Source organism: Plasticicumulans lactativorans, from assembly GCF_004341245.1.
Taxonomy (GTDB): domain Bacteria; phylum Pseudomonadota; class Gammaproteobacteria; order Competibacterales; family Competibacteraceae; genus Plasticicumulans_A; species Plasticicumulans_A lactativorans.
The window spans coordinates 166,224-179,803 of the sequence record NZ_SLWY01000008.1 but is presented as its reverse complement, the minus strand read 5'-3'; the positions used below and the strand labels follow the sequence as shown (position 1 = coordinate 179,803).

The window sequence follows — 13,580 nt, the reverse complement described above, 5'->3', positions numbered from 1 at the left end:
GCAGCCCGACCGGTGCGGCGCGGAAGGCAGGAAGTCTCCGCCCGCACCGTTCTTTTTGCCCGCCTCAGCCGTCGGCACCGCCGAGCAGGTGGATGCCGGGCAGCGTCAGGAAGCTGGTCTCGCGGATCACCGTGATGAAGTCCTGCACGTAGGGCAGCGTGGCGGCCGCCGGCAGCGTGGCGGCGTAGAGCTCGCCGAAGAGCCCCTCGGGGCCGATCGGCCGCTCGACCACGTAGCCGCGCTCGACGTAGCCCGCCACCGCCCAGCCGGGCAGCGCGGCGATGCCGCGGCGGCTGGCGACCAGCTGCACGATGGCGACGGTCAGCTCGCTGTCGCGCCGCCGCGGGAACACCCCGGCGGGGCGCAGCACGCGGCGGATCACGTCGATCATGTCATCCGGCGCCGGGTAGGTGATCAGCGTCTCGGCGGCGAAGTCGGCCGGCTCCAGCCAGGGCCTGGCGGCGAGCGCGTGGCCGCGCGCGAGCAGCGCGCGGATCTCGAAGCGGAACAGCGGGTGCAGCGCCACGTCGGTGTCGGCCGGGCGCTCGTGCAGGATCACCAGCTCGGCGCGGTCGCTGCGCAGCAGCCCCAGCGGCTCGGTGTGGAAGCCCGACACCAGGTCGAGCTCGACCTCGGGCCAGTGCTCGCGCAGGCGGTCCATCGCCGGCATCAGCCAGTCGAAGCAGGTGTGGCACTCCACCGCCACCCGCAACTGCCCGGCGCCGGCGCCGACCAGCTGCTGGATCTCGGCCTCGGTGGCGCGCAGCTCGGCGGCGACGGTGTCGGCGAGGCGCAGCAGGCGCTTGCCGACCGGCGTGAAGCTCGGCGGGCTGGACTTGCGTTCGAACAGCGCCGCGCCGTAGTGCTCCTCGAGCGCGCGCAGCTGGTGCGACACCGCCGACTGCGTCAGGCACAGCATCTGCGCGGCGCGCGAGACGCTGCCGGTCTCGCGCAGGGCGGCGAGCATGCGCAGGTGGCGGAGTTCGAGTGGCGACAAAGCCATGAATGTGCCTCATGTTGTTCAGAAAAATCCATCATTTGAATCATATTGAGCGCCGCCGAATCATCGCAAGCCCTATTCCCACGCCGCAGGGCCTGCACGATGAGCGTCACCCACGTCCCCGGATTCCCCCGCATCGGTGCGCACCGCGAGCTCAAGTTCGCACTCGAAGCGCACTGGCGCGGCGAACTCGACGCCGCCGGCCTGCACGCCGTCGGCCGCGACCTGCGCCGCGCGCAGTGGCAGGCACAGCGCGACGCCGGGCTCGACCGGGTCACGGTCGGCGACTTCGCCTGGTACGACCACGTGCTGCAGACGCTGGCCTGGCTCGGCGCGCTGCCGACGCGCTTCGAGAACCGCGATGCCGGGCTCGCCGGGCTGTTCGCCTGCGCCCGCGGCAGCGCCGCGCAGCCGGCGATGGAGCTGACCAAGTGGTTCGACACCAACTACCACTACCTGGTCCCGGAGCTGACGCCGGAGCTCGACTTCCCCGGCAGCGCCGCGGAGCTGCTCGGCTGGGTCGGCGAGGCGCAGGCGCTGGGCCACGCGGTCAAGCCGGTGCTGCTCGGGCCGGTCACGCTGCTGTACCTGGCCAAGGTGCGCCGCGGCGCGGGCCGCTCGCTCGACTGGCTGCCGCGCCTGCTGCCGGCCTACCGGCGCATCCTCGCCGCGCTCGCCGCCGCCGGCGTCGACTGGGTGCAGCTCGACGAGCCGGCGCTCGTGCTCGACCTCGATCCCGAGTGGCACGCCGCCTGCCGCGACGTCTATGCGGCGCTCGCCGGCGTCGGCCCACGGCGGCTGCTGGCGACCTACTTCGGCGGCGTCGCGGCGCAGCGCGAACTGCTCGCCGCGCTGCCGGTCGACGGCCTGCACCTCGACCTGGTGCGCGACCCGGCGCAGCTCGATGCCTTCGTCGCCGACTGGCCGGCGTCGCGGGTGCTGTCGGCCGGGGTGATCGACGGGCGCAACGTCTGGCGCGCCGACCTCGCCGCGCTGCTCGAGCGCCTCGCGCCGCTGCACGCGCGCCTCGGCGAGCGGCTGTGGCTGTCGGCCTCGTGCTCGCTGCTGCACGTGCCGGTGGACCTCGCCGCCGAGACCCGCCTGGCACCGGCGCTGCGCGATGGGCTCGCCTTCGCGGTGCAGAAGCTCGGCGAGCTGCGCACGCTGGCGCGCGGACTGGACGAGGGCGCCAGCGCGGTCGCCGCGGAGCTCGCGGCGGCGCGTGCCGGGCGCGCCGGCCTCGCCACGCTGGCGGATGCGCGCAGCCCCGCGGTGGCGCGGCGGGTGGCCGCGCTCGACGCCGCCGCGGCCGAGCGCCGCGCGCCCTACGCCGAGCGCCGCGCGCTGCAGCAGGCCGCGCTCGGCCTGCCGCCGCTGCCGACCACGACGATCGGCTCGTTCCCGCAGACCGGGGCGCTGCGCGCCGCGCGTGCGGCGTTCAAGCGCCACGCGCTCGGCCACCTCGACTACCTCGAACGCATGCGTGCGGAGATCCGCGAGGTCATCGCCCGCCAGGAGGCGCTGGGCCTCGACGTGCTGGTGCACGGCGAGCCCGAGCGCAACGACATGGTCGAGTACTTCGGCGAGCAGTTGCGCGGCGTCGCCACCACCGCGGCCGGCTGGGTGCAGAGCTACGGCTCGCGCTGCGTCAAGCCGCCGCTGATCCACGGCGACGTGCAGCGCCCGGAGCCGATCACGGTGGGCTGGAGCGCCTACGCGCAGTCGCTCAGCGCGCGCCCGGTCAAGGGCATGCTGACCGGGCCGGTGACGCTGTGGAAATGGTCGTTCTGCCGCGAGGACCTGGACGCTGCCACGGTGATGGCGCAGCTCGCGCTGGCGCTGCGCGACGAGGTCGCCGACCTCGAACGCGCCGGCATCCGCATCGTCCAGATCGATGAGCCGGCGTTCCGCGAGGGGCTGCCGCTCGCCGCCGCCGCGCGCGCCGCCTGGCTCGACGCCGCGGTGCGGGCGTTCCGCATCGCCGCCGCGGGGGCCGCGCCGACGACGCAGATCCACACCCACATGTGCTACTCGGAGTTCGGCGACATTCTGCCGGCCATCGCCGCGCTCGACGCCGACGTCATCACCATCGAGACCGCGCGTTCCGACATGGAGCTGCTCGACGCCTTCCGCGCCTTCGACTACCCGAACGGGATCGGCCCCGGCGTCTACGACATCCACTCGCCGCGCGTGCCGACGGTGGCGGCGATGCGCCGCCTGCTGGAGCGCGCCGCGGCGGCGATCCCGCCCGAGCGCCTGTGGGTCAACCCCGACTGCGGCCTGAAGACCCGCGGCTGGCCCGAGGTCGAGGCCGCGCTCGCCAACCTGGTCGCGGCGGCGCGCGCGGTGCGGCAGGCGCTCGCCGAAGCGGATACCAGTGGTAGTGGTCAGGCCGCGAGCCGACTACAAAATGTAGTGATCGAGGTTTGACGCCCGCGGCGCACCGCCCCTATAGTCCGCGGCCACGACGGTTCCTCGCCCCGCGAGGATGAAAAGGGAATCCGGTGAGGCTCGCCACCACGGCGGCCACGAAGCCGGAGCTGCCCCCGCAACTGTGAGCGGCGAGTCGAGCGCCCCAGCGAGCCACTGGGCAACCGGGAAGGCCGGCGCACGACGACGACCCGCGAGCCAGGAGACCTGCCGGCGTGCGTTTGCGTGTTCCTTGGGGCGGGGTGTCCCCACGGAGGAACGTGGCCACCGCCGCCGCCAGGGGCTCGCGCCCCGCTGCCGTCCGTGTGCGCCGCCTTCCCGCCGGCTCCCCGCCCCGCCACGGCCAGGGAGCCCCGATGATCCAGACCCCGCTCAACCCCTCCGTCCCGCCCACCGCCGCGCCCGCGCTCGAGGTGATCCGCCGCAACGGCAGCGTGGTCGCGTTCGACGCCGCGCGCATCGCGCTGGCGATCAGCAAGGCCTTCGTCGCCGTCGAAGGCGGCCCCAGCGCCACCTCGGCGCGCGTGCGCGAGGTGGTCACCCGGCTCACCGCGGCGGTGGTCGCGGCGCTCGCGCGGCGCCTGCCGGCGGGCGGCGCGGTGCGCCTCGAAGACATCCAGGACCAGGTGGAACTCGCGCTGATGCGCGCCGGCGAGCACGACGTGGCGCGCGCCTACGTGCTCTACCGCGACAAGCGCGCCGCCGAGCGTGCCGTGCGCGAGCAGGCGGCGGCCGAGCCGCCGCTGCACGTGCTCGACGGCGGCGAGCGCCGCCCGCTCGACCGCGTCGCGCTGCACGCGCACGTGGCGGCGGCCTGTGACGGGCTCGGCGAGGGCGTGGCGCCGGCGGCGGTGGTCGAGCAGGCGCTGCGCAGCCTCTACGACGGCGTGCCCGCCGCCGCGGTGCACGAGGCGCTGGTGCTCGCCGCGCGCACGCTGATCGAGCGCGAGCCGGCCTACGACGGCGTCGCCGCGCGCCTGCAACTGCACGCGATCCGCCGCGAGGTGCTCGGCGAGGAGGTCGCGCAGGCGGCGATGGCCGAGCACTACCCGGCGTACTTCCCGCGCTACGTGAAGCTCGGCATCGACGCCGGGCGGCTCGACCCGTGCCTGGCCGAGTTCGACCTCGAGCGCCTGGCCGCGGCGCTGTGCCCCGGGCGCGACCTGCAGTTCGGCTACCTCGGCCTGCAGACGCTCTACGACCGCTACTTCCTGCACGTCGACGAGCGCCGCATCGAGCTGCCGCAGGTGTTCTTCATGCGCGTGGCGATGGGGCTCGCGCTCGGCGAGATCGACCGCGAGGCGCGCGCGATCGCGTTCTACGAACTGCTGTCGGCGTTCGACTTCATGTGCTCGACGCCGACGCTGTTCAACGCAGGCACCCGCCACCCGCAGCTGTCGTCGTGCTACCTGAGCACCGTCGCCGACGACCTCGACAGCATCTACCAGGCGGTGAAGGAGAACGCGCTGCTGCAGAAGTACGCCGGCGGCCTCGGCAACGACTGGACCCCGGTGCGCGCGCTGGGCTCGCGCATCCGCGGCACCAACGGCCTCAGCCAGGGCGTGATCCCCTTCCTCAAGGTGGTCAACGACACCGCGGTGGCGGTGAACCAGGGTGGAAAACGCAAGGGCGCGGTGTGCGCCTACCTCGAGACCTGGCACCTCGACATCGAGGAGTTCCTGGAGCTGCGCAAGAACACCGGCGACGAGCGCCGCCGCACCCACGACATGAACACCGCCAACTGGGTGCCCGACCTGTTCATGCGCCGCGTCGCCGCCAACGCCGAGTGGACGCTGTTCTCGCCGCTCGACGTGCCCGACCTGCACGAGCGCTACGGCCGCGACTTCGAGGCCGCCTACACCGCCTGCGAGGCCGCCGCCGACCGCGGCGAGATCCGCCTGTTCCGGCGCCTGCCGGCGCAGCAGCTGTGGCGCAAGATGCTGACCATGCTGTTCGAGACCGGGCATCCGTGGATCACCTTCAAGGACGCCTGCAACCTGCGCTCGCCGCAGCAGCACGCCGGCGTGGTGCACAGCTCCAACCTCTGCACCGAGATCACGCTGAACACCTCCGACACCGAGACCGCGGTGTGCAACCTCGGCTCGGTGAACCTGCGCGCCCACCTGCGCGACGGTGAGCTCGACGCCGACAAGCTCGCGCGCACCGTCACCACCGCGATGCGCATGCTCGACAACGTCATCGACGCCAACCTCTACGCCACCCCCAAGGCGCGCCGCGCCAACCTGCGGCACCGCCCGGTCGGGCTCGGCCTCATGGGCTTCGCCGACTGCCTGCACGCGCTCGGCATCCCCTACGCGAGCGAGGCCGCGGTGGCGTTCGCCGACCGCTCGATGGAGCTCCTCTGCTACCACGCCTACCGCGCCTCGACCGAGCTCGCCGCGGAGCGCGGGCGCTATTCGAGCTTCGCCGGCAGCCTGTGGGAGCAGGGCGTGCTGCCGCCCGACAGCCTCGCCCGCCTCGCCGCGGCGCGCGAGCCCGGCGAGCTCGAGGTCGACACCGGCAGCAGCCTCGACTGGGAGGCGCTGCGCGCGCGCATCCGCGCCGTCGGCATGCGCAACTCCAACTGCGTGGCGATCGCGCCCACCGCGACCATCTCCAACATCGTCGGCGTCAGCGCCTCGATCGAGCCCGACTACCAGAACCTCTACGTCAAATCGAACCTGTCGGGCGAGTTCACCGTGGTCAACGCCGACCTGGTGCGCGAGCTGCAGCGCCGCGGGCTGTGGGACGAGGTGATGATCGCCGACCTCAAGTACTTCGACGGCGCGCTCGGGCGCATCGACCGCGTGCCGGCCGAGCTCAAGGCGCTCTACGCCACCGCCTTCGAGATCGACCCGAGCTGGCTGATCGAGGCCGCGGCGCGGCGCCAGAAGTGGATCGACCAGGCGCAGTCGCTGAACCTCTACGTCGCCGGCACCTCCGGCCGCCAGCTCGACGCGCTCTACCGCCTCGCCTGGCGTCGCGGCCTCAAGACCACCTACTACCTGCGCACCCTCGCCGCCACCCGCACCGGGCCGGTTCAGGCCGAGACCGAGGCCGCGCCGCGCGCCTGCGGCCTCGACGGCGCCGACTGCGAGGCCTGCCAATGAGCGCCGTGGAGCTGTTCGCCGACTGGGACGAGCGGCCCGCACCCGCGACGGCGGCGGTGCCCGCGATGCCGCCCGCAGCGGTGGCGGCGCAGGTGGTACCCGCCGTCGCCGTGCCGCCCGCGCCGGCGACGCTGGCACCGGTGGCCGCGGCCGACAAGCGCGTCGTCAACGGCCGCGCCGACATCAACCAGCTCGCCCCGTTCCGCTACCCCTGGGCCTGGCAGTTCTTCCTCAATGCCAACAGGAACCACTGGACGCCGCTCGAGATCGGCATGGCGCAGGACGTCACCGACTACCACCACCGGCTGACGCCGGCCGAGCGCCACGTGTTCGAGACCGTGCTCGCCTACCTGACCACCTCCGACGTGCTGGCGATGCGCAACATCGGCCTCGCGGTGATGGAGAAGATGAGCGCCCCCGAGCTGCAGCTCTACCAGGCCCGGCAGGTCTACGAGGAGGCGCTGCACACCTGGACCTACCAGCACTGCATCGAGACGCTCGGGCTCGACCAGGCCGAGATCTACAACCGCTACCGCGTGGTGCCCGAGCTGCACGCCAAGATCGCCCTCGCCAGCCGGCGCCTCGACGCCGTGCTGCGCCCGGGCTTCGACCTCGCCGAGCGCGAACACCTGCACGACTTCGCGCTGTCCTACCTGTTCTTCGCCGCGGTGTTCGAGGGCTGCTGGTTCTACAACGGTTTCTCGCCGATCTTCGCGCTGCAGCGGCGCGGGCTGATGAAGGGCACCGCCGAGCAGCTGCAATACATCATGCGCGACGAGGTCATGCACTGCGCCTTCGGCATCCGCGTGGTCAGGCAACTGCTGCGCGAGGAGCAGCTGACGCTCGACCCCGCCGCGCTCACCGCGATGTGGCAGGAAGCCGACGCCACCGAAGCCGCCTACGCCCGCCACCTGCTGCGCGAGCCCATCCTCGGCTACAGCGCCGAGCTGCACCTCGGCCAGTTCCGCTTCGTCGCCAACCGCCGCGCCCGCCAGCTCGGCCTCGCCGAACCCTTCCCCGGCGCGGCCAACGTGCTGCCCTGGCTCGACGAGCAGGTGAACCTGCGCAAGGAGAAGAACTTCTTCGAAACCCGCGTCACCGAGTACCAGACCGGCGGCGCACTGGCCTGGGATTGAGCCGGCGGGCCGCCGTGCGGCGAATGGCCCGGTCGAGACCAGGCTGCGCCCCGCGGGGGCGCAGTACTGACTGCGAACGGGCCGGCCGGGATGCCGGCCGTGCGGAGCACGCGGCATAGCGGGCAGGAGCGTCGACGGCGCGCCTGCCCACGCAGCGCCGGCCGGACGGGAAGCGCGGCGCACCTTGCACCGTTAGCGGAGTTTTTCTGCAAAAGGAATGGATTATTGTCATGTGTACATGACAATAAAGTCATGAAAATGCCGGAGCGACCGCATGCAAGTTTCAAGGAAAGAACTCGTCGCCGTCCTGTCCCCCTTCAATCCATGGTGGCGGGGTGAGCCGATTGCCGACCTGCCGGCGTGGAAGCGCGCCGCCTGGAGCGAACTCGACCGCTGGGTCGCAAGCCCGCCCGTCCATCGGGCGATTCTGGTGTCAGGGGCACGGCAGGTGGGCAAGACGACCCTGCTGCTGCAGCAGGTCGACGCCCTGCTCAAACAGGGTGTGCCCTCGGCCAACATCCTCTACGCCACCTTCGACCATCCGTTGCTCAAGCTGGCCGGCATCGAGGCCGTGCTGGAGGCCTGGCGCGAGCGCGAACCGCGTGCTGACGGTCCGGAATACCTGTTTCTCGACGAAGCGCAGTTCATCCGCGACTGGGGCACCTGGGTCAAACACCAGATCGACTTCAACAAGCAGCGCCGCATCGTCTTCACCGGCTCGGCCATGCCGCTGGTGCAGACCGAGCCGGAATCGGGCGTGGGGCGCTGGCACACCATCCGGCTGACCACGCTGTCGTTCTACGAATACCTGCAGATCAAGCAACTGCAACTGCCGCTTCTGCCGCCGCTCGCGAGCCTCGTCGAGCTGTTCGAGTGGCCGCAGCCGCGGTTCTACCGGGCACGGGAACTGGCCGCCCCCTATGTCGGGCATTTTCACGAGTATCTGATCCGGGGCGGCTTCCCGCAGACTGCGCAGGTCGAGAGCATCACCCAGGCGCAGCGCCTGCTGCGCGAGGACATCATCGACAAGGTGCTCAAGCGCGACATGACGGCGCTGTTCGGCGTGCGCCGCGTGCTGGACCTGGAGCACACCTTCCTCTACCTGTGCATGCACGACGGCGGGTTGCTCAACATCAGCGACCTGTCCGGCAACCTCGAAGTCAAACGCCCCACCGCCCAGCACTTCATCGAGTTGCTGGAGGCCTGCCATCTGATCTACCGCCTGCCACCCTTCGGCTATGGCAAGGACGTACTGAAGGGCCGTTTCAAGATCTACCTGGCCGACGCCGCCATCGCGCCAGCGGTACTGCTCAAGGGCAAGGGCGTGATCGACGACCCGGCCCTGCTGGGTGTGGCCACCGAAACCGCCGTCTTCAAGCACCTGTTCGCCCGCTACTACGCCCGTAACGTGCGCTTCACCTACTGGCACGGCAAACGGGGCCACGAAGTCGATCTGGTGGCCGAGATCGGTCAGCAGCTGATCCCCTTCGAGGTCAAGTACCGTGCCCAGCACACCGGTGCGCGCGAGTTGAAAGGGCTGATCGAGCTATGTGCGCAGAAGGACATCGCCCGTGGCTACGTCGTCACCAAATCACTCGATGACTTCGGACCGATGACGGAACTGCCCCCGGCCAGCGCGGCGGTGACCCGAATCATGCGCATCCCCGCACCGCTGCTGTGCTACTGGATGGGGGCGTCGGAACTGCGCCAGCCCGACGCCGAGGACGCATGAACGCCGCCATTGAGCGTGCGGGTCGATGACTACGTCGTGGTGGTCGAACGGCCGGGCGGCACGGGCCAACGGCAGGGGTAGGGGTAGGGGCGGAAAGAACCCTCACCCCCGGCCCCTCTCCCCGGGGGAGAGGGGAGTAACAGCGGGCGAGGGGGTGAGTGCGGGGAGGCGGCGGTGCGTCGTCAGCCGAACTTGACGAGGTTCAGCGCCGGCAGCGGGCCGTCGGGGAACTGCGTCTGTTGCCGGCCTTCCTCGCGCGCTACCCGGGCACCCGCCCGGAGTGGCACTTCGAGAACCGCAGCGTCGACCTGATCGGCGAGGGCTACGACGCCGCCATCGGCGGCGGCTTCGCGCTGGCGCCGGGGGTGGTGTCGCGCCCGCTCGCCCCCGCCCACATCGTCGCCGCCCCGCGGTGGCTTGCCGGGCGCACGCCGCCGGCCGGGCCCGCCGACCTCGCCGCGTTCGCCGGCATCGTCATGCGCGTGCGCGGCAGCGGCCGCGTGCACCCCTGGACCCTGCGCGACGCCGCGGGCCACGAGCACGTGGCCACCCTCGCCGAAATCCTCGTGCTCGACGAACCCGCCGCGATGCGCGAGGCGGCGCTGCTCGGCCTCGGCGTCGCGCTGCTCGCGGTGGCGGACGTGCTGCCGTGGCTGGAGCGCGGGGAACTGGTGCGGCGGCTGCCGGGCTGGTACGCCGACGCTGGCGCGATCTCGCTCTACTACGCGAGCCGCACGCTGCTGCCGGCCAAGCCCCGTGCCTTCGTCGACTTCGTCAGCGGGCACTTCCGCCGCGAGCGCTTCACCGGTCATTCGCGCTGACGTTTCGCGGCGGGCACAAAGGAACAGGCCCGCTCGCGCGGGCCTGGGAGGCGGGGCGGTGCCGGCGGCGGGTGCCGCCGGGCGCGTCAGACGAAGGCGGAGAGCAGCATGATCAGGACGATGCCGACCACCGAGATCAGCGTTTCCATCACCGTCCAGGTCTTGAAGGTCTCCGTGACCGACATGTTGAAGTACTGCTTGACCAGCCAGAACCCGGCGTCGTTGACGTGGGAGAGGATCAGCGAGCCGGCACCGGTGGCGAGCACCAGCAGTTCGCGGTTGACGCCCGGGACCATGGAGACCACCGGGGCGACGATGCCGGCGCCGGTGATCGTGGCCACGGTGGCGGAGCCGGTGGCGATGCGGATCAGGCCGGCGACCAGCCAGGCGAGCAGGATCGGCGAGAGCTGGGCGTGCACGGCCATTTCACCGATCGCCTTGCCGACGCCGCTGGCGACGAGCATCTGCTTGAAGCCGCCGCCGGCACCGATGATCAGGATGATCGCCGCGGTCGGCGCGAGGCTGTCGTCGAGGAACTTCAGGATCTGCTTGGTACCGAAGCCGCGGGCGGTGCCGAAGGTGTACAGCGCGAGCAGCAGGGCGGCGAGCAGCGCGGTGATCGGGTGACCGATCATGTCCATCCAGGAGCGGAAGGCGCTGGTCTCGGGCAGGGCGACGTCGGCGAAGGTCTTCAGCAGCATCAGGAACACCGGCAGCAGCACGGTCACCAGCGTGACGCCGAAGCCGGGGAGCTCGCGGGCCTCGGGATCGTGGGCGAGCTGGTCCATCAGTTCCTGCGACGGGGTGCCGGGCACGTACTTGCTGATCAGCATGCCGAAGATCGGGCCGGCGATGATGGCGGTGGGCAGGCCGACGATCAGGCCGTAGAAGATGGTCTTGCCGATGTCGGCGCCGAAGATGCCGATCGCGAGCAGCGGGCCCGGGTGCGGCGGCACCAGGCCGTGCACCACCGACAGGCCGGCCAGCAGCGGGATGCCGATCTTGATCAGCGACACGCCGGTGCGCTTGGCGACGATGAACACGAGCGGGATCAGCAGCACGAAGCCGATTTCGAAGAACAGCGGGATGCCGACCAGGAAGGCCGCGAACATCATCGCCCAGTGCACGCGCTCCTTGCCGAAGGCGTTGACGAGGGTGCGGGCGATCTGATCGGCGCCGCCGGACTCGGCCATCATCTTGCCGAGCATGGTGCCCAGGCCGAGGACGATGCCGACGAAGCCCAGCACGCCGCCGAAGCCGTCCTGGAAGCTCTTCATCACCTGCGCGACCGGCATGCCCGAGGTCAGGCCGAGGAAGCCGGCGGCGATCGTCAACGCGATGAACGGGTGCACCTTGAAGCGCGTGATCAGGATGATCAGGCCGATGATCGAGACCAGCGCGTCCAGCAGCAGGAATGTTTCGGTACTCAAGCCAAACATGATGCCTCCTCCGGCGTTTGCAGCGGGGTAGCGGTATGCCCGTGACCGCCCGGGGCGTGCGTTGCGCGCACGTCTGGTGGGCTTGTCGGGTGGGGGTGGAGCGGGCCCTCAGCCGTCGATGCGCGCGATCAGCGCGCTGACGATGGCCTCGGGGGCTTGTGCGACGTCGAAGATCCAGGCGTTTTCGTCCGCCGCGGGCTCTTCGAGGGCGGCGAACTGGCTGTCGAGCAGGCTCACCGGCATGTAGTGGCCGGGACGCTCGGTCATGCGTGCGGCGAGCAGGTCGCGTTCACCCTTCAGGAACACGAAGCGCACGTCGCTGGCACCGCTGCGCAGGATGTCGCGGTAGCGGCGCTTGAGCGCCGAGCACGACACCACGAGGCCGCGTTCCGCGCGGCGGGCGTCGGCGATGTGGCCGGCCAGCGCTTCGAGCCAGCCCTGGCGGTCGGCATCGGTGAGGGGGATGCCGGCGGCCATGCGCGCGACGTTCTCCGGCGGGTGGACGCGGTCGCCCTCGATGAACTCGACGCCGAGGTGCGCGGCGAGCGCTTCGCCGACCGTGCTCTTGCCGCAGCCGCTCACGCCCATGACGACGTAGATGCCGGTGGTGCCCATCGTGATCTCCTGCTCTGGTGTTGGTGAGGCCCGGTCGGGTGGTCGATTACCGGGCGATGTCGGGTTGCGGTGCGTCTGGAACGTCGATGTTAGCGCAACCATGGGTAAATGTTAGCGCAACCATTAGCAGGAGTGAAAGGGGGTGTGAGAAATTTTTAGTGTGACTCCAGCGTCGGCCGGGTCGGCACGGCGGTGTCCGATGTGTGCCAGAATCCGTCGCCTGCTCCCGGCCCCGCGATCGTCCCTACGTCCCATGTCCGATCCCCGCCACCCCCGCGCCTCGGGCCGCGCCACGCTCAGCGACGTCGCGCGCCACGCGCGGGTCAGTGCCATCACCGTGTCGCGCGCGCTGAACACGCCCGACAAGGTGTCCAGCGAACTGCGCGAACGCATCGAGATCGCCGTGCGCGAACTCGGCTACGTCCCCGACCGCTCGGCGCGCGCGCTGGCCTCGCGGCAGTCGTTCACGGTGGCGGTGCTGGTGCCGTCGCTGTCGAACGCGGTGTTCGTCGACACCCTGCGCGGCATCAGCGAACGCCTGGACCCGTTCGGCTACCAGTTGCTGATCGGCGACACCGGCTACTCGGCGGAGGTCGAGGAGCGGCGGCTGCGCGCCTACCTCGAACACCGCCCCGACGGCGTGCTGCTGACCGGCCAGGCGCAGACCGAGGGCGCGCGGGCGCTGCTCGCGCACGCGGGGGTGCCGGTGGTGCGGATGATGGACCTGTCCGCCGACGGCCTCTGCGTCGGCTTCTCGCAGATCAAGGCCGGCTACGCGCTGACGCGCCACCTGCTGGAGCGCGGCCACCGGCGCATCGCCTACGTCGCCGCCCAGCTCGACGAGCGCGTGCGCCTGCGCGGCGAGGGCTACCGCTGCGCCGTGCGCGAGGTGGGCGGTGACGACCCACGGCTCGAAGTCGCAGTGCCCGATCCGTCGAGCGTGCACCTGGGCGGGGAGCTGCTCGGCCGGCTGCTGCAGCAGGCACCCGACTGCGACGCCGTGTTCTGCTGCAACGACGACCTCGCCTGGGGGGCGATCTTCGAATGCCAGCGCCGCGGCATCGACGTGCCCGGCCGGCTCGCGATCGCCGGCTTCAACGACCTGGAGATGTCCGCCTGCATCAACCCGGCGCTGACCACGATCGCGACGCCGCGCCACCAGATCGGCGTCGCGGCGGCCGACCTGCTGCTGGCCGCGATCGCCGGCGAGCCCCCGGCGGACGGCCAGCGCGACCTCGGCTTCAGTCTGGTGGTCCGCCAGAGCACCTGAGCCGGCGCAGGCCGTCGGCCACGGCGG

The 13,580-nt window shown here is 71.4% G+C and carries 8 protein-coding genes, 1 pseudogene and 1 riboswitch; of the genes and pseudogenes, 6 read left to right on the top strand and 3 right to left on the bottom strand.

Annotated elements, in window-relative coordinates; genetic code table 11:
- Window positions 1–64: 64 nt before the first annotated feature.
- Window positions 65–1,003, bottom strand: coding sequence for a LysR family transcriptional regulator (locus EV699_RS08670; RefSeq protein ID WP_132541587.1), 939 nt, complete (start codon window positions 1,001–1,003; stop codon window positions 65–67).
- A gap of 99 nt (window positions 1,004–1,102) precedes the next feature.
- On the opposite strand from EV699_RS08670, the gene metE reads away from it, so the two are divergent.
- From metE to EV699_RS08645, 5 genes and pseudogenes are all read left to right on the top strand, one after another.
- Window positions 1,103–3,430: a 5-methyltetrahydropteroyltriglutamate--homocysteine S-methyltransferase gene (metE, locus tag EV699_RS08665; RefSeq protein ID WP_132541584.1), complete on the top strand. Its 2,328-nt coding sequence runs from the start codon at window positions 1,103–1,105 to the stop codon at window positions 3,428–3,430.
- A gap of 21 nt (window positions 3,431–3,451) precedes the next feature.
- Window positions 3,452–3,659, top strand: a riboswitch (cobalamin riboswitch).
- A gap of 127 nt (window positions 3,660–3,786) precedes the next feature.
- Entirely contained in the window at window positions 3,787–6,540 is a 2,754-nt protein-coding gene (locus tag EV699_RS08660) for a ribonucleoside-diphosphate reductase subunit alpha (protein ID WP_132541581.1), read from the top strand.
- The gene (locus EV699_RS08655; RefSeq protein ID WP_132541578.1) at window positions 6,537–7,676 is read left to right on the top strand and encodes a ribonucleotide-diphosphate reductase subunit beta; all 1,140 of its coding nucleotides are present in this window, start codon (window positions 6,537–6,539) and stop codon (window positions 7,674–7,676) included. Before EV699_RS08660 ends, EV699_RS08655 begins: the two co-directional genes overlap by 4 nt.
- A gap of 274 nt (window positions 7,677–7,950) precedes the next feature.
- A complete protein-coding gene (locus EV699_RS08650; RefSeq protein WP_132541575.1) occupies window positions 7,951–9,408 on the top strand; it encodes an ATP-binding protein in 1,458 nt (485 codons plus the stop codon).
- Window positions 9,409–9,638: 230 nt separating this feature from the next.
- Window positions 9,639–10,229: pseudogene (locus tag EV699_RS08645) on the top strand (LysR substrate-binding domain-containing protein); the annotation flags it as partial.
- A gap of 86 nt (window positions 10,230–10,315) precedes the next feature.
- Here EV699_RS08645 and EV699_RS08640 read toward each other — a convergent pair.
- Both EV699_RS08640 and EV699_RS08635 read right to left on the bottom strand, forming a co-directional pair.
- Complete coding sequence (locus EV699_RS08640) at window positions 10,316–11,668, bottom strand: GntP family permease (protein ID WP_132541569.1); 1,353 nt, start codon at window positions 11,666–11,668, stop codon at window positions 10,316–10,318.
- A gap of 108 nt (window positions 11,669–11,776) precedes the next feature.
- A complete protein-coding gene (locus EV699_RS08635) occupies window positions 11,777–12,283 on the bottom strand; it encodes a gluconokinase (RefSeq protein WP_132541566.1) in 507 nt (168 codons plus the stop codon).
- A gap of 253 nt (window positions 12,284–12,536) precedes the next feature.
- On the opposite strand from EV699_RS08635, the gene gntR reads away from it, so the two are divergent.
- Window positions 12,537–13,553: an HTH-type transcriptional regulator GntR gene (gene gntR, locus EV699_RS08630; protein ID WP_132541563.1), complete on the top strand. Its 1,017-nt coding sequence runs from the start codon at window positions 12,537–12,539 to the stop codon at window positions 13,551–13,553.
- The last annotated feature ends 27 nt before the right edge of the window (window positions 13,554–13,580 follow it).

Bases quoted from the DNA above. Each gene is read 5' to 3' on its own strand.
- EV699_RS08655 (WP_132541578.1), top strand. From the start codon at position 6,537: ATGAGCGCCGTGGAGCTGTTCGCCGACTGGGACGAGCGGCCCGCACCC.
- metE (WP_132541584.1), top strand. From the start codon at position 1,103: ATGAGCGTCACCCACGTCCCCGGATTCCCCCGCATCGGTGCGCACCGC.
- EV699_RS08650 (WP_132541575.1), top strand. From the start codon at position 7,951: ATGCAAGTTTCAAGGAAAGAACTCGTCGCCGTCCTGTCCCCCTTCAAT.
- EV699_RS08635 (WP_132541566.1), bottom strand. From the start codon at position 12,283: ATGGGCACCACCGGCATCTACGTCGTCATGGGCGTGAGCGGCTGCGGC.
- EV699_RS08670 (WP_132541587.1), bottom strand. From the start codon at position 1,003: ATGGCTTTGTCGCCACTCGAACTCCGCCACCTGCGCATGCTCGCCGCC.
- gntR (WP_132541563.1), top strand. From the start codon at position 12,537: ATGTCCGATCCCCGCCACCCCCGCGCCTCGGGCCGCGCCACGCTCAGC.
- EV699_RS08660 (WP_132541581.1), top strand. From the start codon at position 3,787: ATGATCCAGACCCCGCTCAACCCCTCCGTCCCGCCCACCGCCGCGCCC.
- EV699_RS08640 (WP_132541569.1), bottom strand. From the start codon at position 11,668: ATGTTTGGCTTGAGTACCGAAACATTCCTGCTGCTGGACGCGCTGGTC.